Genomic DNA, 20,096 nt, shown 5'->3' on the forward strand with positions numbered 1-20,096 from the left:
TCGCGCGCATCCGGGTCACCGCCGGACGGCCGGGGCGGTTCCCGTACGGGCGGGCGTTCACCTGGACGATCTCACTTCCCGGCCGAGTGCGACGTCGGCGACCCGGCGGGCCAGCAGGCGGGCGGAGTCGATCACCGGGACGGAGACGCCGGAGTCGTCCAGGATCAGGACGAGTTCGGTGCACGCGGTGACGATCCGCTCCGCGCCACGGTCGGTGAGGGAGCGGGAGACCTCCGCCAGTGCCCGCCGGTGGGCCGGGCCGGCGAGACCGCCCTTGACGGCGCGGATGGCGGCCATGACCTGTCGCTGGCCGGGCTCGTCCGGTTCGATCACCGCCACTCCGCGGCGCCGCAGCGCGTCCCCGTACAGGCCCGCGCGCAGCGTGCCCGAGGTGGCCAGCACGCCGGCGGCGCGGATCCCGCCGGCCGTGAGGGCGTCGGCGGTGACCCCGATCATGCTCACCAGCTCCAGCCCGGCCTCGTCCGCCAGGCGCGGGACGAACGCGTGCGCGGTGTTGCACGATGAGCATGGCGTTCCTGGAGATCGACTGCGAGGCCGGAGCGGCGGTCGAGGTCGCCTCCACGCTCGCGACGGCGGAACACCTCATCACCGTGCAGCACGTCGCGGCCGGTCACGACCTGTTCGTGATCGCGGTCGCCGCGTCGATGCCGGCGCTGGCGGACCATCTGCTCACGGACCTGCCGCGGGTGCCCGGCGTGGCGAAGGTGCGCACCCATGTGGCCACGCGCGTCTTCGAGGCGTCGCGCCGCTGGCGGCTGCGCGTACTGCCCCCGGTCCGCGCGCACGCGGGCCGGCACTTCTCGGCGGTGCTGTGGCTGCGAATGCCGGACGGGCTGCTGGAGGAGACGGGGCGGGCGCTGCTCGACTGGCCGGAGACCCGGACCTGCGCCGCGCTCGCGGGGACCCGGAACATGCTCCTCACGGTCGGCCTGCACACGGTCTCCGACCGGCACCCGCTGGTGGTGCGCCTGGAGGAGCGGTTCCCGTACGTGCGCATCGATGACCGGCAGCTCGTCCTGCGGCAGTCGAAGCTGTACGGGCGGCTCCTCGACCCCGCCGGCCGCTGCGCCGGCGTCGTCCCGGTGGACCCGTGGAGCCTGTCGTCGCGTACGTGAGGTTCAGCGTGGCGCGGGGACCGTGCCGCCACGGGCCTCCCGGCACAGGCCGGCCCGCAGCACCGCGGACTCGCTGCGCCCGACCAGCTGCAAATCGCCGATGGCCAGTGCGGGCAGGCCGAGCGCGGACACGACGGCGGTGATCCGGCCGACCTCGCCGCGGACGGCGGCCTCGTCGCACCCGGCTCGCGGCGCGGGGCCGCCGAGCGTCGGCGTGATCAGGACGTCGATGCCGGCCATCTTCGCGAAGAAGGCGGCCCGGACGGCGGAGAGCTCCTCGACGGCCCGGCGGTAGTCCCGGTGGCCGATCCCGGCGGCGTCGTCGGGCTTTCGCCGTACGCCGGCGCTGTAGCTCGCGGCGTTCGCCGGGTACGTGCCCTCGTGGGTGCGCCGGACAGTGCGGGTTCTCGCTGGTGACGCCCCAGGCGAACTCGTGCTGGTTCGCCGTGCCCACCAGGAGCGCCCCGGCACGCTCGAGCGGTTCGACGCACGGTGCGGTGGTCAGCGCCTCCTCGGCTCCGTACAGGACGGACCCGCGGGTCGTGCGCAGGCCGGCGACGTCGATCATGTCCTTGACCACGAACGTCCAGGCCCACAGTTCGGGCGGCGTCAAAGGGGCCGGTGCGTTCGGCGAAGTCCGCGCCGGCCCGCGGTCACATCGCCAGCGCGTCCAGCAGGAAACGCAGGCGGGCGTTCTCGCGTTCGGGGCGTACGAGGGTGAAGATGCTGCGGCTGGTGTTCAGCCACGGCACGTCGGCGACCACGACGTCCGGGCCGTGCCCGCGCAGGGCGAGGTCGGGGACGAACGCCGCGCCCAGCCCCGCCCCGATCATGGCCATCGTGATCTTGAAGTCGTCGGAGTAGCCGGCCACCCTGGGGTGCAGATTCCAGCGGGCGAACACGCCGTCGAAGAAGGTGGCGTCGCCGGTGCCCGGGTGATGCATGATCCACGGCAGGTCGGCGAGCTGCTCGACCCGGTAGGGCGCCAGGTCGGGCCAGCAGCGCGGGAGGACGAGCTTGTAGCGGTCCTCGGCGTTCCAGCGCCGGTCCAGCGCCGACGGCCACGACAGGCCGATGTTGCCCACCTGGTAGACGATCGCCGCGTCCATCTCGCCGCCGGCGCCGAGATGCGGGATGAGCTGGGAGGACTCGGCGACCGAGATCCTGATGCCGGCGCGTTCGGCGGGGTCCATCCGCCGCAGGACGCCGGTCAGCACGTCGGTGAGGCTGGGGAAGACGCCCAGATGCACCTGCCGCTCGCTGTTGCGGTGCGCGGCCTGGACGGTCGCGACCATGCGCTCGATGTCGATGAGCACGATCTCGGCCTGCCTGGCCAGCACCAGGGCGGCGTTGGTCGGCAGCACGCTGTGGGCGGAGCGTTCGAACAGCTTCACGCCCATCTTCCGCTCCAGCGCGGCCATCTGCTGGGAGACGGCGGACGAGGTGTACCCGAGCCGGTTGGCCGCGGCGGCGAAGGAGCCCAGCTGAACGACCTCACGGAGCGTGCGCAAGTGCTCCGGTTTCAGCATAAGAGTTCCTTGTTCTCACGGTCGCTAAATGTCGTCTTTCTAGCGCTTTCGCCTTCTTTTCGCCACTCCTACAGTGATGGCCACTGTCACTTCAGCCCGTGAGGGTCGCACATGAGCATCCGCGTGTACCGCAACGCCGCCATCCGTACCGGAGACAGCGGCAACCCGTCGGCCCAGGCCATGGCAGTGGACGGCGAACGCCTGCTGGCCGTCGGCACGGAGGCGGAGGTGCGCGAGGCGGCGGGGCCGGGCGCGGAGCTGATCGACCTGGAGGGCGCCGCGGTGCTCCCCGGGCTCTACGACGCCCACATCCACACCGCGCAGTACGCCCAGAGCCTGGACGCGGTCGACCTGCGCGACGTGCGCTCGCTCGACGACGCGCTGGCGAGGGTGGCCGCGCACGCGGCGCGGCTGCGACCGGGCGCCTGGCTGTTCGGCGGCCGGTGGAACAGCAACACCTGGGATCCGCCGGCCCAGCCGGACCGTTACGCGCTGGACTCGGTCTGCCCCGAACTGCCGGTCGCGCTGCCCAGCATCGACGGCCACACCGTGTGGGCCAACTCCGCGGCCCTGCGGCTGGCCGGTATCGACGCCGGCACCCCCGACCCGGTCGGCGGCGAGATCGTCCGGGACGCGAGCGGGGAGCCGACCGGCATCCTGCGCGAGTCGGCGTCCTACCCGCTGCGCGACCTCATGGTCTCCGCCGACCTGCGCGACCAGCTTCGCGCCGCGCAGGAGGAGCTTCTCGCGCTCGGCCTGACCAGCGTGCACGACATCGACGGCGAGGACTGCCGGGCCGCCTACCGGCAACTGCACGCGGACGGCGAGCTGAAGCTGCGCGTGCACAAGGCGATCCCGATGATCCACCTGGACGCGGCCATCGCCGAGGGGCGGCGTACCGGGCAGGGCGACGACTGGTTCCGCACCGGCCCCGTGAAGATCTTCAGCGACGGGGCGCTGGGCTCGCACACCTGCCACATGAGCGAGTCCTTCGCCGGCGAACAGGGCAACGTCGGCATCGCCGTCACGCCGTACGAGGACCTGGTGAAGCTGTTCGCCAGGGCCGCGGGCGCCGGCATCGCGGTGGCCACGCACGCCATCGGCGACCAGGCCAACCATCTGGTCATCGACGCCTATGAGGCGATCGGCCCCACGTCGGGGCTGCGGCACCGCATCGAGCACGCCCAGCACCTGCGGCCCGGCGACCTGGCCAGGATGGCCAGGCTGGGCATCGTCGCCTCGATGCAGCCGGTGCACTGCACCAGCGACATCGACCTGGTCGACTCCCTGCTGGCCGGGCACGAACTGGCCTCGTACGCCTGGCGCGGGATGCTGAACGCCGGCGTCGCGCTCGCCTTCGGCTCCGACGCTCCCGTCGAGCACCCCGACCCGTTCGCCGCGCTGTACGCCGCGGTGACCCGTACCCGCCCCGACGGCACCCCCGCCGGCGGCTGGCAGCCCGAGCAGCGGCTGAGCATGGCCGAGGCCATCACCGCCCACACCCTGGGCGCGGCCTACGCCGCGGGCGAGGAGGACCACAAGGGCGTCCTCGCGCCGGGCAAACTCGCCGACTTCATCGCGGTGGACACCGACCCCTACCGGGAGTCGGCGGACGCGGTGCTGCGCACCCAGGTCCTGACCACCGTCGTCGGCGGCGACGTCCGCTGGCGGCGAATCTGAAGGAGCGCCCCCGTTGAACACCCGGATCCTCACCACGCTGACCGCGCTCGCCACCGGAGCCCTGCTGGCGGCCACCGCGGCGTGCGGCGCCAAATCTCTGGACGCCGGCGCGTCCGACCGAAAGTCCGTCGTCCTCGACAAGGCCCCCACCGAGGAGAAGGCGGCCGGCGTCATCGACGCCGTCACCCCCGACCAGGACCTGGCGGCCAAGGTGCCGTCGAGCGTCAAGTCCGGCGGGCTGAAGGTCGTCTCGTCCATCGGTTACCCGCCGATGGAGCTGTTCGCCACCGACGGTAGGACGCCGATCGGCTTCGACCCCGCCCTCGCCAGGGCCATCGCCAGGAAACTCGGCGTCAAGGTGACCATCACCGACGAGGAGTTCAACTCCCAGATCCCCGGCGTGCTCTCCGGCCGCTACGACTTCGTCATCTCCTCGATGTCCGACACACCGGAGCGGGAGGGCCAGATCACCTTCGTCGACTACGTACGTGCGGGCGCCGGGTTGCTGGTCAAGAAGGGCGACCCGGCCGGCATCACCGGGCCGAAGGACCTGTGCGGCAAGACGGTGTCCGTGGTGGACAACGGCTCCTCGATGAACCTGGCCGAGCGGTACGCCGCCGACTGCAAGAAGGCCGGCTCCGCCGCCGTGAACATCCTGAAGTTCCCCGGCGACCAGGAGGCCCTGCTCCAGGTCAGCGGCGGGCGCGCGCAGGCGAGCATCACCGACTACGTGGTGGCCGCCAGCAAGGCCGCCGATCCCAAGCTCGCGGTCGACGCGGTCGCGCTCGACGGCACGGAGAGCCCGTGGGGCATCGGGATCAGGCCGGACAACAAGCAGCTCATCGAATCCGTCAAGGGCGCGCTGGGCGCACTCATCCGCAGCGGTGAGTACGCCAAGCTGCTCCAGGCGTGGAACCTGGGGAAGCTGGCCGTCCCGTCCGTCGTGGTCAACGGCGGTAAGTGACCATGCGCACGGAACCGATCGCCGACCCGTCCGGCACGCTCGTCCCCGTCGCGCGGACCTGGCACTGGGGCCGCTGGCTGGCCGGGGCGGTCGCGCTCGCGCTCGCGGGCTGGCTCGTCTACCTGGTCGTGGTCAACCCGCGCCTGCACTGGGGCAAGGTCGCCGGGTACCTGTTCAACGACCGGATCCTGGCCGGGGTCTGGGTCACCATCGAGATCTCCCTGCTGGCGACGGTCCTCGGGCTGGTGCTGGGCGTGGTGATCGCGATCGCGCGGCTGTCGCACAACCCGGTGCTCAGCTGGATGGCCACGTTCTACATCTGGTTCTTCCGCGGCACACCCGTGCTCGTGCAGCTCATCTTCTGGTACAACCTGGCGTTCCTCTTCCCGAGGCTGGTCCTCAAGATCCCCTTCACCATGATCGGCGTGATGTGGGACACCAACCAGGTGATGACCGGCTTCACCGCGGCCATGCTCGGCCTCGGGCTGAACCTGGCGGCCTACTTCGCCGAGACCGTACGCGCCGGCATCCAGGCCGTCGACCACGGCCAGACCGAGGCGGCGTACGCGCTCGGCATGACCCCGGCCAAGCGCATGCGGGTCATCGTGCTGCCGCAGGCGCTGCGCATCATCATCCCGCCGACCGGCAACGAGTTCATCTCCATGCTGAAGACCACCTCGCTGGTCTACGTGGTCGCCGGGCACGACCTGATGACGAATGCCAGCCAGATCTACAAGGCGAACAATCTGATCATGGAGCTGCTGATCGTGGCGAGCCTGTGGTACATGCTCATGACCGCCGTGGCGACGTTCCTGCAGGGCAGGCTGGAGCGCCGGTTCGGGTCCGACGCCGTACGGCTGGTGCGCGGTGGCGGGCTGGCGGCCCGGGTCCTGCCGAAGGTGGCCGCGTGAACGCCGTCGTGCAGGCCTCGGGCGTCCGGATGAGCTACGGCGACGTGCAGGTCCTGGGCGGCGTGGACTTCACCGTGGCCTCCGGCGAGGTGAGCTGCATCATCGGCCCGTCGGGCTCGGGGAAGTCCACGTTCCTGCGGTGCGTCAACGGCCTGGAGCCGGTGCTCGGCGGCAGCCTGCGAGTGCTCGGCGAGGAGGTCGGCCACAGCCTGCGCGACGGCCGGTACCACCCGTGGACGCCCAAGGAGTTCGCCGCCTTCCGCAGGAACATCGGCATGGTGTTCCAGCGCTTCAACCTGTTCGCCCACCAGAGCGCGCTGGACAACGTCGCCTGCGGCCCCATCCACGTGCTGGGCACACCGCCGGACCGGGCGCGGAAGCTGGCGATGGAACACCTGGACCGGGTCGGCCTCGCCGACCACGCGCACAAGCGACCCCGCCAGCTGTCCGGTGGCCAGCAGCAGCGGGTGGCGATCGCCAGGGCGCTGGCGATGAACCCGGCGCTGATGCTGTTCGACGAGCCGACCTCCGCGCTGGACCCCGAACTCGTCGACGAGGTCCTGGAGGTCATGAAGAGGCTGGCCGCCGATGGGATGACGATGATCGTGGTGACCCACGAGATCGCCTTCGCGAGAGAGGTCGGCGACCGGCTGTCCTTCTTCGCCGACGGCGTGGTCGTCGAGCACGACCGTCCCGGCGCGCTCCTGGCCGGCCCCCGCCACGACCGGACCAGGGCGTTCCTGTCCAGCGTGCTCAGTTCCAGGACCGAATGACCCCGCCGGTCGGCCAGGCCCCTTCCGTCCGGGGGCGATGTGGGCCTCACGGAACATTGAGGCTGATCGGGTCACAAGGGACGTCGAGGTGAAGCTTCGCCTCTTTGCCGGCGAGCTTCGGATGCGGGCTGAGTGCCGCGCGAAGAAACGGTGCCTGGTAACCGGTGGAAGCTAAACTGCGCGGATAACGCCTTTGCCGCCGGGAGTCGGGATGAACGGTCACATCACCCGTCGTCGACGGCTTTTCGTGCTCCTGGCTGGTTTCTTCGGCTTCGTCACGTCCGCGTCCGTCGCGGCGCTTCCCGGAACCGCGATCGTTCAGGGCCTCAGTACGAGCACTGCGGCCGCCGCGGACTCTCCGGGCTTCCGGGGCTCCACGGCGCCGGGCACCGCTCTTGGCCGTGGTCACCGTTCTTCGGAACGGCCCGTCACCATCTCCCTGACCATCGCCCGCTCGCCCGGCGCGGTGTCCACCGGAGCGCTGCCCGCGGCCCGGCGTTCGATCGAGGCCGCCCGCAGCGCTGCGCAGCGGAACGCCGCCTCGGCGCAGCACGCGACCGATCACATCCAGTCGCAGACCGTCGGCACTCTCCCGTCTCGCGGCTCCCTGACCGGCGCCGACCCGCGCCCGGCCGGCGTCGCGGGCGAAACCGCCATCGTTCGGGCGGCCGTACCCGCCTCCGACGTTCAGGTCCGGGGCCCACCCTCCAGCACGGGTTCTCACGCGCTCAGCCGTTGACCGCGGCGTCCACCGGGACGCTGCGGCGTTCCCGTATGGAGGCCAGTCATCTCTCGTATCACCGTGGCGCGAGCACATTCGGTGCCCGCCCGATCACCGCTGTCCGCGAACCTCGCATTTCCCAGCCCCGGCCCTGTGGCCGAACTCATGCCGGAGGGGAAATGCTGACCACTTTCATCCAGGCGTTCCGAACACCCGACGTGCGCAGGAAACTGCTCTTCACGATCGCGATCATCGTCATATTCCGGCTGGGGCAGAATCTTCCGGCGCCCGGAGTGGACGTCAGGGCCGCGAAGGTCTGCGTCGCCGGCATGGGCAGGAGCGGCCAGGCCGGCGTCCTCGACACGGTCAACGTCCTCAGCGGCGGCGCGCTGCTGAAGCTGTCCGTTTTCGCGCTCGGCATCTTCCCCTACATCACGGCCAGCATCATCCTGCAGCTTCTGACGGTGGTGATCCCGAGGCTGCAGGCCCTCAAGAAGGACGGCCAGTCCGGCACCGCCAAGATCACCCAGTACACGCGCTACCTCACCGTCGGGCTGGCCGTGCTGCAGGGGGCCAGCGTCGCCGCCGTCGTCTCGACCGGCACCCTGTTCCGGGGCTGCTCGTCCTCGCTGCTGCGCGACCACCGGATCCTCACCATCGCCACGATGGTGATCTGTATGGTGGCCGGCACCGCGGTGATCATGTGGCTGGGGGAGCTGATCACGGAGCGGGGCATCGGCAACGGCATGTCGCTTCTGATGTTCACGCAGATCGCCGCGATGCTCCCGACCCAGTTCTGGAACATCGCCAAGTCCAAGGGCGGCTTCACGTTCGTCGTGGTCGTCCTGCTCAGCGTCGCGGTCGTGGCCGGCGTCGTCTTCGTCGAGCAGGCCCAACGGCGCATTCCGGTGCAGTACGCCAAGCGGATGGTGGGCCGGCGGACGTACGGCGTCACCGGCACCTACATCCCGCTGAAGGTGAACCAGGCGGGCGTCATCCCGATCATCTTCGCCTCGTCGCTGATCTACCTGCCGTCCACGACCGCCCGACTCTGGCCCGGCAACAAGTTCCTCAACCGGACACTCGCCCCTTACCTGAGCCCGGGCAGCGCGTGGAACACGGGGGCGTTCTTCCTGCTGATCGTCTTTTTCACGTACTTCTACGTGGCGATCACCTTCAACCCGGTGGAGATCGCTGACAACATGAAAAGGTACGGAGGGTTCATCCCCGGTATCCGTCCCGGCCGCCCGACCGCCGGATATCTCGACCACGTGCTCACGCGGATCACCGCTCCGGGCGCGCTCTACCTGGCTCTGATCGCGCTCATACCGACGATCGAGTTCACGGCGATGGGCACGGCCCAGGAGTTCGCCTTCGGCGGCACCAGCCTCCTGATCGTCGTCGGTGTGGGGCTGGACACCGTGAAGCAGATCGAGAGTCAGCTCCAGCAACGCAACTACGAGGGCTTCCTCCGCTGACCCGCCGTGCCGCTGATCTCCCGACCGTCCCGTACGGCCGAGGGATCAGCGGCGCACGATCACCGCTACCGAGCAGGGGGGAAGCAGACCTCGTTCAGTGACCGGGCCTGCGCCGGCGCCGCGCCCTCTGCCGGCCCGATCGTGCGCTCCTGAGCGCATCACGGGTGCCGACCGGCCGGGGCGGGCATGCCGGCCGGGCCGCGCAGCGCGGACACGATCCAGTCGATGGCCGCCGCGGGGGACTTCGGCGGCCGTCGGCCGTCGATGACCGACAGCAGCCGCCAGTAGCGTTCGGTGCGGGCGTCGGCCGATGGCGGCCTGGACGGCTCGTCCCTGCTCTTCGGTGTGGACCCGCATCGGGTCGCCGGCCGCTCGCCGCGTCGCGTGATATTCGGTCATCCGCCGTTCGGCGTCCGGGGCGATGTCCAGGCCCGCGCAGACCTCGTCCCAGAACGCGTCGATGATGCGGCGGCGTTCGGCGTTCGGCGGTCGGTCGGCGGCACCAGTCCCATGTTGGAGTACAGCCGGACCGTCTTGGTCGTCAGGCCCGTACGGCGCGCCGCCTCGCCGATCGAGCAAAGCCTCGTCTCGCCGCTCATGCGTCCACTATCGGGGTTCCCGTAACGGGAGACGCAAGGGCAGGCCCCCGCTCAGCTCCCTCCACGTGGCGGATCTCCCGCGCGTACGGGTTCGGGCGCGGGGCCGAGCAGTGTGGCGACGGCGCCGGCGGTCTCGGGGTGGCGGGCCAGCAGTGCCGCCGCCGCGGAAGGCCGGGGCGCGGCGCCGGCCGTGCGGTCGTAGCCGAGCAGGTCCGCCACCGCCTCGTACGTCGCCGGATGGGCGGTCAGCAGGTCCGCCACGGGGCCGGACGGCGTGGGGGCCACCGGTGCCTCGGCGGGCCGCCGCGACCACGGCGGCACCCACGCGTCGATGGCAGCCAGGCTTCCGGGGAACGTACGGCCCGCCTCGCGTACGAGCACCGGCACGAGTTCCCGCGCGTTGTCGCGCAGGGTCGTGATCAGCCTGGGCAGCCACGGGAGCAGGACGGTGTCGGGCAGCCGGGCGAACGACTTGGAGATCACCTCGACCACCAGGGGCGTCAGCGCCGGAACCGGCTCCAGGGCCTGGACGAACCCGCTGAGGTACTGCGGGAACGCCGGCACGACGAGCGGGTTGGCCAGCAGGTCGTCGCAGCGGGAGCGCAGGTCGTCCTGGGACAGCAGGCCGAGCTGGCAGCTCGCCGCCCACAGCAGCGCGACCTTCGCCGGCGCCTCCGGGTGCGACTGGCGTACGGCGAGTTCGAGCTGGGCGTGGTCGCAGCCGAAGGACAGGGCCAGGCTCTCCATGCCGAACAGGAACCCGAGCATGGCCGCCACCTGGCGCACGCCGCTGTCATCGTCGGTGAAGGCGGTCGGCAGCAACGTGCAGTAGTGGGCGTACCCGGTGGTCACGAACGCCTCGCACCACCGCGGCAGCGCGGGCCGGGTCGCGCGGTAGTGACCGAGCAGCCGGCGCATGCGCCGCAGCACCTCGGGCGCGTCGTCGACCGTACGTTCGGCGGACAGCAGCTCCACGGCCCGCGCGCCGAGCTCGTCGGTGAGCCGGCCGCCGCCGAGGTAGAGGAGGGACTGCTCGACCGCGTCGAGCGCGACGGAGGCGGTGGCGCGCTCGCCCTGCACGGCCCGGCGGAGGCGCTGTTCGAGCACCTGCTCGACGGTGACGCCCTCGTACCCGAGCTCGATGAGCGAGCGCTGGTTGCGGCCGATCGCCAGGTCCCAGCTCTCCTGTATCGAGCGCTCGCCGAGCCGGCGCGAGCCCATGATCGGGCGTACGGCGTCGTCCGGCAGCAGGTGACGCAGGATCCACAGCAGCTGGGAGCAGGGTGCCAGCTCCGGCCGTGCGTCGAGATCGAGCAGGGCCCGCTGGATCGTGCGCTTCTCCAGGTCGAGCCCCAGGGGCGCGAGGCGGTCGAGGACGTCGCGCGCCAGCGGCGGCAGCGCGTCGTACCCGACCTGACCGACCCGGTCGCCGCCGAGGAGGATCTCGCAGAGGCGGCGGACGTCGCGCCGGCCCGGTACGGCGTCCTTCTCGATGCAGGTGATCGCGGCGTCCTGGAAGTCGTACGGCGTGGGCCGGCGGCGGCCCCGCAGCCCGGCGAGCAGGACGGACGTCTCGAACACCGCGATCGCGTCGGCCGTGCTGGCGAGGTAGCCGTTACGCCGCGCCAGCCGGACGATGCCGGCGCACCAGCCGAGCAACTCGTCCTCGTCGATGCCGTCGAGGGCCGGTGGCGCGGCCAGGAAGCCGGACAGCCGGTCGGTGACGGGCTCCGGCGGCGCCGGGGCGCGCTTCTTGGCGGTTTCGCGGGTGCCCTTCTGCCCCTTGAGCCGGTACGGCGCGACGCGTGCGTGCCTGAGCGCCTTGGCCCAGGTCGCCGCGGCGATCGACACCGAGCCGGAGGCCAGGCCGAACTGCGCCTCGATGGCCGCGTGGCTGGAGGGGATCAGCCCGTAGAGCCAGCGGGTGGCCGTCCGCGGGGCGATCTCGAACGGCTCGGCGTCGGCGTCGACGCCGAACTGCTCGACCGTGCTGGCCGCGTGGAAGGCGCCGCAGACGTACAGGCAGTCCGCGGGGTCGGCACCGGAGGAGGCGAGGTGCTCGCGCATGCGGGTCCACATGTACCGCTCGCGGTTCTCGTCGGCCTCAACGCCGCGCCGCCCCGGCCGCAGCCGGCGGAACAGGCTGCCGATCAGCACCATGACCTGGCGGTACGTCGCGTAGTCCGCGCCGATCAGGGGCTGTTCGACGTACTGGTCCCACCACTCGGACCAGTGCCGGACCCGGCCGTGGTGGAGCAGGTGCTCCTCCAGCTCGGCGAAGCCCGGCCGCAGGTCGCCGATCTCCAGGCCGACGGCGTCACCGTGCAGCGCCGCGTCGTCCTCGGACTCGGACTCCGACCCGGGCTCTGCCTCGGCGGGCGGCTCGTCCGGTTCCCACTGGAACACGTGATCGGTCGAGCGGTCGACCAGCACCAGCTCGACGCCCGGAGTGTCGAGGGCGTACGCGATGGCCTGGTACTCCGCGGACGCCTCGGTGATGGGGGCCACCACGCTGAGCGGCGCCGACTCCGGCGGGAACCCGTCGATCTCCGACGCGAACGCCTGGAGCGCGACCGGCAGGCGGCAGTTGCGCAGCTCGTCCAGCAGCGGCCGCAGGTCCTCGCACAGCTCCAGGTAGATGACCTTGGGCTGCTTGTCGCGCAGCCGCCGCGCCATCGCGAGCGCCGACGCCGGTGAGTGGTGGCAGACCGGGAAGATCTCCAGCCGCTCGGACAGCGCACGGTCGACGTCGTCGACCATGCCCGAGAGAATCTCCGGCACGGCGCCCGGACCGTCGGCGAACGCCTCGGCGGCGGTCGTCAGCTGCTCGCGCAGCGCGCCGAAGGTGCCGAGCCCGTCAGGCACGCGCTCGCTCATGACAAGGTGGCGATCGCCTGGCGGCCGCCTTCGAGGAAGGCCTGCCACGGGCCGCCCTCGTCCTGCTTGCCGCGCGGCTCGACCACGCCGTGCCAGAACTTGTTCAAGATGGCGAGGTCCTCGGGGCTCCGGCGGGCCAGCGACCCGATGAGCGAGCTCGCGAGCGTCTCGGCCCGCAGCGTGCTGTCGCCGAAGAAGCGGCTGTGCAGGATGGCGTCCTCCAGCACGCCGATCTGCTCGGCGGTGGACAGGGCGGACTCCAGGCGTTCGTCGTCGCTGCCGGCCGAGGCCGAGGCCGCGCGCAGGTCGGCGAAGCTCTCCAGCAGCACGTCCAGCAGTGTGGGCGGAACCTCCAGCTCGATCCGGTGCCGGCGCATGAGCTCGGTGGTGCGGAACCGGATGATCTCGGCCTCGCTGCGCCTGTTGGTCACGACCGGGATGCGGACGAAGTTGAACCGTCGCTTCAGCGCCGAGGACAGGTCGTTGACGCCGCGGTCACGGCTGTTCGCCGTGGCGATGATCGAGAAGCCGGGCTGGGCGAAGACGATGTTGTCGTGGTCCAGCTCGGGAATGGAGACGTACTTCTCGGACAGGATCGAGATCAGTGCGTCCTGTACGTCGCTGGTCGAGCGGGTCAGCTCCTCGAACCGGCCGATCACGCCCTGCTCCATCGCGGTCATGATCGGTGAGGGGATCATGGACTCGCGCGACTGCCCCTTGGCGATCACCATCGAGACGTTCCAGGAGTACTTGATGTGGTCCTCGGTGGTACCCGCCGTCCCCTGCACGACCAGGGTGGAGTTGCGGCAGATGGCGGCGGACAGCAGCTCGGCCAGCCAGCTCTTGCCGGTGCCCGGGTCGCCGATCAGCAGCAGGCCCCGGTCGGACGCCAGCGTCACGATGCCGCGCTCGACGAAGCTCCGGTCGCCGAACCACTTCTGCGGGATCTCGCGGTCGAGGCCGTCGGACCGCGTCGACCCGAGCACGAACGTGCGCACCATCCGGGGGCTGAGCCGCCAGGAGAACGGTTTGGGCCCGTCGTCGACGGACTCCAGCCAGTCGAGCTCCTCGGCGTACTTCACCTCGGCGGGGGCGCGGAGCATGTCGTCGGTCATGAGCGTTCTCTCTCCTAGGCGAGGAAGTTCTTGAGCTCGAACACGAGCTTGCGGATGTGTCCTGAGATCACGGGCGTGCCGAGGTCCTTGAAGCGCTGGCGGAACCAGGGGTTGACGCTCTGCTGCCCCGAGCTGTTCACCGAGCCGACGGGGATGAACCTCACTCCCGAGCGATGCACCGCCTCGATGCCGTCGAACAGCGGCTGGGACCGGTCGAACTCGTAGAAGTCGGAGATCCACACCATCACGGTGTTACGCGGATCGGAGATCTTCGGCCGGGCCATCGCCATCGCGACCGGCCCGTCGTTGCCGCCGCCGAGGTTGGTTCGCAGCAGCACCTCGAACGGGTCGTGCACCCACGGCGTCAGGTCGAGCGCCCGCGTGTCGTACGCGATCAGGTGCACGTCGACCTTGGGCAGGCCCGCGAAGATCGACGCCAGGATCGTGCAGTTGACCATCGAGTCGACCATCGAGCCCGACTGGTCGACCACCACGATCAGCCGGGCCGGCGTGGTGCGCTTGGCGGTGTGGCGGTAGAACAGCCGGTCGACGTAGAGGCGTTCGTCCTCGGGGCTGTAGTTGGTGAGGTTCTTCCAGATCGTGCGTTCGAGGTCGAGGTTGCGGAACACGCGCTTCGGCGGCACCGAACGGTCGAGGGTACCCGCGCTCGTCTGCTGTACCTGGGTGCGCAGCACCTGAGCGACCTCGTCGACGTAGCGGCGGATCAGCGACTTGGCGTTGGCGAGGGCGACGCCCGACAGGTTGGACTTGTCGCGCAGGAGCTGCTCGATCAGCGACATGCTGGGCGTGAGGCGGCTCGCCAGCGCCGGATCGGCGAGCACCTCACGGAGCCGCATGCGGCGTACGAGGTCGCCCTCCAGCTCGGACAGGGTGCCGGACAGCCCGCCGGCGGCCTCATCGCCGAGCGCCTCGCGGAGCCAGCCCGCGTCCTTCTGCCAGCCCGCGAGCCGCGTGGCCGTCACACTGCCCGATCCGGTGGAGAACACGTTGAGCAGCAGCTTCGACATCAGCGCCGCCCGGCGTACCGGGTCGCCGCCGGCGTCGCCGTGCTCCATCAGGCCGCGAAGCTCACCGCCCAGCTCGGGGAAGCGCTGGATGAGGTTGTCCACCGAGATGGACGGGTCGAGCAGCGCGGGCGGCAGGCCGAGGTCGTCGACGACGGCCATGCTCGCGGTCTCCAGCGCGGGCTGCTCGTCGACGTCGAACACCCGGGCCAGCAGCCGCCAGTAGAGCACCTGACGCCTTGTCTCGTCGCTCGGCGCCGTCATGGGGGTCTCGGTCATCGTCGCAGCAGCCGTCCCGCTCGCTCGCGGAGCACGGCGACCGCGTCGCCGGCTCTGGCCTCGGCCTTCACGACCTTCGGGTCGGTGGGCCCCATCGCCCAGTCGCCGCCGTGCGCCTCGAACGGCTTGCGCTTCAGCGTGCCGCGTACGGCGAGCGGCTGGAGCGTCCACCGGCCGCCGTCCCAGCGGACCAGGCCGACGCAGGCCTCGGAGGCGGCCACCATCGCCGGCGTCAGCGGCCCGCCGTCCGGCAGCCGGTCGAGGTCGACCGGGAGCGTGTGGCCGTCGAGCTCGAACCCGCCGTCGACCGCCCGGTAGCCCTCCACCAGCACGGACTCGGCGATGCGCACCGGGTGGCGTTCCAGCGGCGGCACGGCAGGGAAGGCGGCCTCCGGCAGCAGCACCCGGGCGGTGACGAAGGGGTCGGCGGGCTCGGCCAGGGCGGCGCGGTCGTCGTGCCAGACGAGGTCGCCGCTCGCCAGCAGCGGCATGTCGGTGAGGTCCAGGCCGCGGTGCTCGGCGAGGGCGCCGAGCAGCGTCGGATGCGCGTGCAGCAGCCGCCACACCGCCGGGCCGACGATCGTGTCCACCTTCGCGGCGCCCACGCTCACGCGCACGGCGCGCGGCGGAGCCCCTCCGGCAGGCTCGAGGATCGCGTGGACCTGCGCCTGGACCGCGGTGGCGTGCTCGTGCAGGTCGACGCCGAGGACCAGCAGCCGCCCCGACACCGGCTCGGGAGATCCGGCCGGGACGCTCTGTTCGTCCCGACCAACCGACCCCGACCGACCTCCCGGTTCTCCCCGATCAACCAGCCCCGCCCGACCTCCCGGTTCTTCCCGACCAACCGACCCCGACCCCGACCGGCAGAGCAGCAGGGCCCGCGCCCACAGGTCGGCCCAGCGCCGGGCCGGCAGCCGTTCCATCGTCGCCACGGGGGAGGAGGCCCGCAGCTCGGCGGCGAGGCCGTCGAGCAGCACCGCGAGCCGCCGCGCGCCCGGATCGGCGAGCAGTGCCTCGACCGCCTGGTCGGCGGCGGAGACCAGGTCGTGGTCGACACCTCGCCATCCGGTGATGGCCAGTTCCTGGAGCCAGGAGCGGCAGGCGCCGAACCGGGGGTCCGCCGGCTCCGCCTCGATCGCGGGCTCGGCCGCCTCCACGACCGGCGGGACCGCCCGCTCACGGCCGAGCGCGGCGTCGAGCCGGCCGAGCAGGGCGTCGTGGACGGCGCCGAACAGCGCGGTGCGTCCTCCGGCCAGGGCCGCGAGGTGCTCGTCGGTGACGGAACCGGCGGCGATCTTCTCGGCGGCCTCCCGCACGGGCTGGCCGAGTGGTGTCGCGCCCAGGGCGCCGGCCAGCGCGGTCAGCGCCGCCGCCTGATCACCGCCGAGGCGGCCGAGGCCGTGTGCGAGAGCGTCGTCGAACCCGGCCACCAGGTCGAGCGCCTCCTCGGCGCCGTCCGGCGCCGCGCCGAGCAGCTCGGCGAGCTGGACACCGAGCATCACCGGACCTCCGCGGAAACGGCCGGGAACCAGTGCATCTCGGCGAGCGGCGCCGTCGTGCCGGGAAGCTCGAGGTAGGTCAGATGCCGCAGGAAGCGGCTGAACACCCCGGCCGCCGGCGCGGCCTCGCGCGTGCCGTCGAGGCGGCTCATCAGGTCGTCGTCGCCGGTCTCGACGCGGAGGTAGCGGGCGACGCGGTCGAGGCCGTACTGCAGCACGGCCTCGTCGGCGAGCGCCCGCAGGTGCTTGCACGGCGAGGCGCCCGACAGCCCGCCGCACGGGCGGTTGTTGTTGGTGCTGCAGCTGAACCCGTGGGTGGCGGCGCTGATCGAGGAGACGTAGACGCGGGCGAGGTCCGAACCGCTCGACACGACGCCCTGCAGCCGTCCGTCCGCCAGTTCGACGAAGGGGACCTTGACCAGCTTGCGGGGGCGCACGGGCCGTACGACCGGCTCGGCGCTGCGCTGCTCCCGAGCGGCTGTTTCGATCATGAACCGAAGCTATCGGGAGCCCCCGACAGTTCAGGGTGATCGCCGTTCGTCCACCCGGCCGCCCTCGTACACACGCCCGACGGCCGACAGGCCGCTCGCCCCGGAGGAAAAGGAACCGAGGACGCGATGAGTTCCGGCCGGCCGCCGGGTCCGTACCTGTGACGGGTCCGGACCACGGTGAAAGGGGACCGCATGACGGTGGAGGTGGACGAGGGGGAGTTCGTCAGGCTCACCGGCCGGTACCGGAGAGAACTCCTGGTCTTCTGCTACTCGATGCTCGGCTCGGCGGAGGACGCCGAGGACCTGGTGCAGGAGACCTACCTCCGGGCGTGGCGTTCGTTCGGCGGCTTCGAAGGCCGGTCCTCGCCGCGCACCTGGCTCTATCGCATCGCCACGAACCGGTGCCTGACCGCCCTCGAACGCCGGGAGCGCCGGCCGATGCCGTCCGGGCTCGGCGGTCCGGCGGAGGACCCGGAAACGCCGCTGACCACCGATCCCCGGGTCGTGTGGCTCCAGCCGCTGCCCGAGGGGATGCCGGGCGACCCGGCGGCGGTCGTCGAGCGGCGCGCCGGCGTACGGCTGGCGCTCGTGGCGGCCATGCAGCACCTGTCGGCCCGCCAGCGCGCCGTGCTGATCCTCCGGGAGGTGCTGGCCTGGCGCGCCGCCGAGGCGGCGGAGGTCCTCGGCATGACGCCGACGGCGGTCAACAGCGCCCTCCAGCACGCGCGGGCGCGCCTGGGCCGCGCCGCTGCCGTGGAGGAGGAGCTCACCGAGCCCGCCGAGGCCGGCCGCCGCGCCCTGCTCGGACGCTACGTCACGGCCTTCGAGAACGCCGACGTCGCCGGGCTGGTGACCCTGCTGCACGAGGACGCGGTGATGGAGATGCCGCCGTACCTGACCTGGTTCGCCGGGCGCGCGGCCGTCATCGGCTTCCTCGAGCGCAACTGCCTGAGGACCCCTGGGGGATTCCGCATGGTCCCCGTGTCGGCCAACGGGCAGCCGGCGGTGGCCGTGTACGAGCGGGAACCGGACGGCGCCTACCGGGCCCACGGAGTGCAGGTGCTGACCGTACGGGGCGGGGCGATCAGCCGGCTCGACACCTTCCTCGACCCCGGGCTGCCGGCCGCCTTCGGGCTGCCCGCCACCGCGTGATGAATCCGGCGCCCGGCCCGGGTCTCCATCTACGGCAGACCCGATCACGAAAGGACGCGTCATGAGGATCATCCATTACCGCACCCGGCCCGAGGCGGCCGAGGAGAACCGGCGGCTCGTGGAGCAGGTGTTCGCCGAGCTGCGCGCCGAGAGGCCGGACGGGCTGCGCTACGCCACGTTCCGCCTGGCCGACGGGGTGAGCTTCGTCCACCTCGTCGACAATGAGGGCGACGACGACGCGCTCGGCGCATCGGCCGCCTTCGCGGCGTTCCGGAAGGACATCGGCGACCGGGTCGTCGCCCCGCCGGAGGCCGGCGAGGTCACGCTCCTGGGGTCCTACCGCCTCTTCGGCTGAACCGGCGGGAGACCGCGCATCCCCGGCCGGGATCGGTAGCCTTCTGCGCGTGACCGATGACGTGCAGGGGGACCGTCCGCCGGTGACGCGACCGGCCGGCTTCGTCGAGCCGGAGATCTACTACGCGGGGCTCGCCACCGTGTACGTCGTGGCCGGAGCCCTGATCACCGATTCCGCCGGGCGGGTCCTGCTGGTCAAGCCCAACTATCTCGACCACTGGCTCCTGCCCGGCGGCACGGCCGACGAGGGCGAGCCGCCCGAGGCCACCTGCGCCCGTGAGGTGAAGGAGGAGATCGGCCTCGACCTGCCGGTCGGACCGCTGCTGTTCGTCGGCTGGGGGCCCGCGCGCGCTCCGCGGCCCCGGCCCATGCTGACCTTCATCTTCGACGGTGGCGACCTCGACCGCCCCGAGCGGATCCGGTTGCAGGAGGACGAGGTGGACGACCACGCCTTCCTCCCGCCGGACGAGGCCTGTCGCAGGCTCGGCCCCGTCGGGCACCGCCTTGCGCCCGCGCTGCGCGCCCGCGAGACGAAGATCCCGCACTACCTGTCCGAGGCGTGAGCGTCCTGCTCCGGCGCGGGAAGTAGCCTTGATGCGTGCCGCATTCCACGTCAAACCCGGCGCCGGACTTCGCGTCGCCGAAGGCTCTCAGTGAGGCCCTCGAAGCACACGCGTACCTGTCCGACGAGGGTCTCGCCACGGCCTGCTTCCTCGGCCTGCGCATGCGCAGGCCGCTGTTCCTGGAGGGAGAGGCGGGCGTCGGCAAGACCGAGCTGGCCAAGACGCTCGCCGCCGTCCTGGACGTCCCGCTGATCCGCCTGCAGTGCTACGAGGGCCTGGACGCCGCGCAGGCCCTGTACGACTGGGACTTCCCCCGCCAGCTGCTGCACCTGCGCGCCGCCGAGGCGGCCGGGGTCACGGACGTCCAGCGTCTGGAGTCGGAGCTGTACGACCGGCGCTTCCTCGTCTCGCGTCCCCTGCTCCAGGCGCTGGAGACCTCGACGGAGGAGCGGCCGAGCGTCCTGCTCGTCGACGAGATCGACCGGGCCGACGACGAGTTCGAGGCGTTCCTGCTCGAAGTGCTGAGCGACTTCACGATCTCCATCCCCGAGCTCGGCACGATCAGCGCCCGGCGGCCCCCCGTGGTCGTCGTCACGTCCAACCGCACCCGCGAGGTGCACGACGCGCTCAAGCGCCGCTGCCTGTACCACTGGCTCGACCACCCCGCCTTCGAACGCGAGGTGGCGATCATCCGCCGCCGGCTCCCGGAGGCCACCGAGACGCTCGTACGGCAGGTGGCGGGCGCCGCGGGCCGGCTGCGGCGACTGGACCTGCTGAAGGCGCCGGGCATCGCCGAAAGCCTCGACTGGACCGAGGCGCTCGTCGCCCTCGGCGCGCGCGACCTGGACCCGGAGACGGCCGCGGTGACGCTCGGCACCGTGCTGAAGTACCGCGAGGACACCGAGCGCGTCGTCCAGGGCGGCATCGAAGCGCTGTTCAACGGGGGCTGA

Annotated in this window: 20 protein-coding genes and 1 pseudogene; 11 read left to right on the forward strand and 10 right to left on the reverse strand. The window is 71.7% G+C overall.

The window, feature by feature from the left end; translation table 11 throughout:
• Positions 1-57: 57 nt before the first annotated feature.
• Positions 58-462 (reverse strand): aspartate/glutamate racemase family protein, encoded by a 405-nt coding sequence (locus ABEA10_RS24225; protein ID WP_345467674.1) that lies wholly within the window; start codon positions 460-462, stop codon positions 58-60.
• A 59-nt stretch (positions 463-521) separates the two neighbouring features.
• Here ABEA10_RS24225 and ABEA10_RS24230 point away from each other — a divergent pair, with 59 nt between their 5' ends.
• Entirely contained in the window at positions 522-1,136 is a 615-nt protein-coding gene (locus ABEA10_RS24230) for an Lrp/AsnC ligand binding domain-containing protein (protein WP_345467676.1), read from the forward strand.
• 3 nt (positions 1,137-1,139) lie between these two features.
• Here the strand turns inward: ABEA10_RS24230 and ABEA10_RS24235 are convergent, their stop codons facing one another.
• The 3 genes and pseudogenes from ABEA10_RS24235 to ABEA10_RS24240 all read right to left on the reverse strand — a co-directional run bounded on the left by ABEA10_RS24235 (position 1,140) and on the right by ABEA10_RS24240 (position 2,665).
• Complete coding sequence (locus ABEA10_RS24235) at positions 1,140-1,607, reverse strand: amidase family protein (protein ID WP_345467678.1); 468 nt, start codon at positions 1,605-1,607, stop codon at positions 1,140-1,142.
• Positions 1,594-1,704 (reverse strand): annotated as a pseudogene (locus ABEA10_RS51245) (hypothetical protein); the annotation flags it as partial. The pseudogene ABEA10_RS51245 and the gene ABEA10_RS24235, both read right to left, overlap by 14 nt.
• An 85-nt stretch (positions 1,705-1,789) precedes the next feature.
• Positions 1,790-2,665 (reverse strand): LysR family transcriptional regulator, encoded by an 876-nt coding sequence (locus tag ABEA10_RS24240; RefSeq protein WP_345467680.1) that lies wholly within the window; start codon positions 2,663-2,665, stop codon positions 1,790-1,792.
• A 111-nt stretch (positions 2,666-2,776) separates the two neighbouring features.
• On the opposite strand from ABEA10_RS24240, the gene ABEA10_RS24245 reads away from it, so the two are divergent.
• From ABEA10_RS24245 to secY, 6 genes are all read left to right on the forward strand, one after another.
• Positions 2,777-4,345 carry an amidohydrolase gene (locus tag ABEA10_RS24245; protein ID WP_345467683.1) on the forward strand — a complete coding sequence of 523 codons (1,569 nt, stop codon included), beginning with the start codon at positions 2,777-2,779 and terminating at the stop codon, positions 4,343-4,345.
• Positions 4,346-4,358: 13 nt separating this feature from the next.
• Positions 4,359-5,309 (forward strand): ABC transporter substrate-binding protein, encoded by a 951-nt coding sequence (locus ABEA10_RS24250; RefSeq protein ID WP_345467685.1) that lies wholly within the window; start codon positions 4,359-4,361, stop codon positions 5,307-5,309.
• A 2-nt stretch (positions 5,310-5,311) separates the two neighbouring features.
• A complete protein-coding gene (locus ABEA10_RS24255; RefSeq protein ID WP_345467687.1) occupies positions 5,312-6,220 on the forward strand; it encodes an amino acid ABC transporter permease in 909 nt (302 codons plus the stop codon).
• Between the two features lie 29 nt (positions 6,221-6,249).
• The gene (locus ABEA10_RS24260; protein ID WP_345468195.1) at positions 6,250-6,993 is read left to right on the forward strand and encodes an amino acid ABC transporter ATP-binding protein; all 744 of its coding nucleotides are present in this window, start codon (positions 6,250-6,252) and stop codon (positions 6,991-6,993) included.
• Between the two features lie 211 nt (positions 6,994-7,204).
• Positions 7,205-7,732 (forward strand): hypothetical protein, encoded by a 528-nt coding sequence (locus ABEA10_RS24265; protein WP_345467689.1) that lies wholly within the window; start codon positions 7,205-7,207, stop codon positions 7,730-7,732.
• A gap of 161 nt (positions 7,733-7,893) precedes the next feature.
• Entirely contained in the window at positions 7,894-9,192 is a 1,299-nt protein-coding gene (gene secY, locus ABEA10_RS24270; protein WP_345467692.1) for a preprotein translocase subunit SecY, read from the forward strand.
• 395 nt (positions 9,193-9,587) lie between these two features.
• Here secY and ABEA10_RS24275 read toward each other — a convergent pair whose 3' ends face one another.
• Genes ABEA10_RS24275 through ABEA10_RS24300 form a run of 6 tightly spaced genes read right to left on the reverse strand, consistent with a single transcriptional unit; the run spans position 9,588 to position 17,077 of the window.
• Positions 9,588-9,791 carry a MerR family DNA-binding transcriptional regulator gene (locus ABEA10_RS24275; protein WP_345467695.1) on the reverse strand — a complete coding sequence of 68 codons (204 nt, stop codon included), beginning with the start codon at positions 9,789-9,791 and terminating at the stop codon, positions 9,588-9,590.
• Between the two features lie 51 nt (positions 9,792-9,842).
• Positions 9,843-12,668: a DUF5682 family protein gene (locus ABEA10_RS24280; protein ID WP_345467697.1), complete on the reverse strand. Its 2,826-nt coding sequence runs from the start codon at positions 12,666-12,668 to the stop codon at positions 9,843-9,845.
• Positions 12,665-13,783 carry an ATP-binding protein gene (locus ABEA10_RS24285; protein ID WP_345467699.1) on the reverse strand — a complete coding sequence of 373 codons (1,119 nt, stop codon included), beginning with the start codon at positions 13,781-13,783 and terminating at the stop codon, positions 12,665-12,667. The genes ABEA10_RS24280 and ABEA10_RS24285 overlap by 4 nt, the downstream gene beginning before the upstream one ends.
• Before the next feature lie 14 nt (positions 13,784-13,797).
• Positions 13,798-15,087: a vWA domain-containing protein gene (locus ABEA10_RS24290; protein WP_345467701.1), complete on the reverse strand. Its 1,290-nt coding sequence runs from the start codon at positions 15,085-15,087 to the stop codon at positions 13,798-13,800.
• Complete coding sequence (locus tag ABEA10_RS24295; RefSeq protein ID WP_345468197.1) at positions 15,084-16,586, reverse strand: hypothetical protein; 1,503 nt, start codon at positions 16,584-16,586, stop codon at positions 15,084-15,086. Before ABEA10_RS24295 ends, ABEA10_RS24290 begins: the two co-directional genes overlap by 4 nt.
• Positions 16,586-17,077, reverse strand: a complete 492-nt coding sequence (locus ABEA10_RS24300) for a hypothetical protein (protein WP_329258109.1) — start codon at positions 17,075-17,077, stop codon at positions 16,586-16,588. Before ABEA10_RS24300 ends, ABEA10_RS24295 begins: the two co-directional genes overlap by 1 nt.
• Positions 17,078-17,269: 192 nt before the next feature.
• Between ABEA10_RS24300 and ABEA10_RS24305 the strand changes: the two genes are divergently transcribed.
• The 4 genes from ABEA10_RS24305 to ABEA10_RS24320 all read left to right on the forward strand — a co-directional run bounded on the left by ABEA10_RS24305 (position 17,270) and on the right by ABEA10_RS24320 (position 20,096).
• Entirely contained in the window at positions 17,270-18,229 is a 960-nt protein-coding gene (locus ABEA10_RS24305) for a sigma-70 family RNA polymerase sigma factor (RefSeq protein WP_345467706.1), read from the forward strand.
• A 61-nt stretch (positions 18,230-18,290) separates the two neighbouring features.
• A complete protein-coding gene (locus ABEA10_RS24310; RefSeq protein ID WP_345467709.1) occupies positions 18,291-18,584 on the forward strand; it encodes a hypothetical protein in 294 nt (97 codons plus the stop codon).
• 49 nt (positions 18,585-18,633) lie between these two features.
• A complete protein-coding gene (locus tag ABEA10_RS24315) occupies positions 18,634-19,146 on the forward strand; it encodes an NUDIX domain-containing protein (protein ID WP_345467711.1) in 513 nt (170 codons plus the stop codon).
• A gap of 35 nt (positions 19,147-19,181) precedes the next feature.
• Positions 19,182-20,096 carry an AAA family ATPase gene (locus ABEA10_RS24320; RefSeq protein ID WP_345467713.1) on the forward strand — a complete coding sequence of 305 codons (915 nt, stop codon included), beginning with the start codon at positions 19,182-19,184 and terminating at the stop codon, positions 20,094-20,096.

The sequence above is a fragment of the Actinoallomurus oryzae genome (assembly GCF_039541955.1).
Taxonomy (GTDB): Bacteria; Actinomycetota; Actinomycetes; order Streptosporangiales; family Streptosporangiaceae; genus Actinoallomurus; species Actinoallomurus oryzae.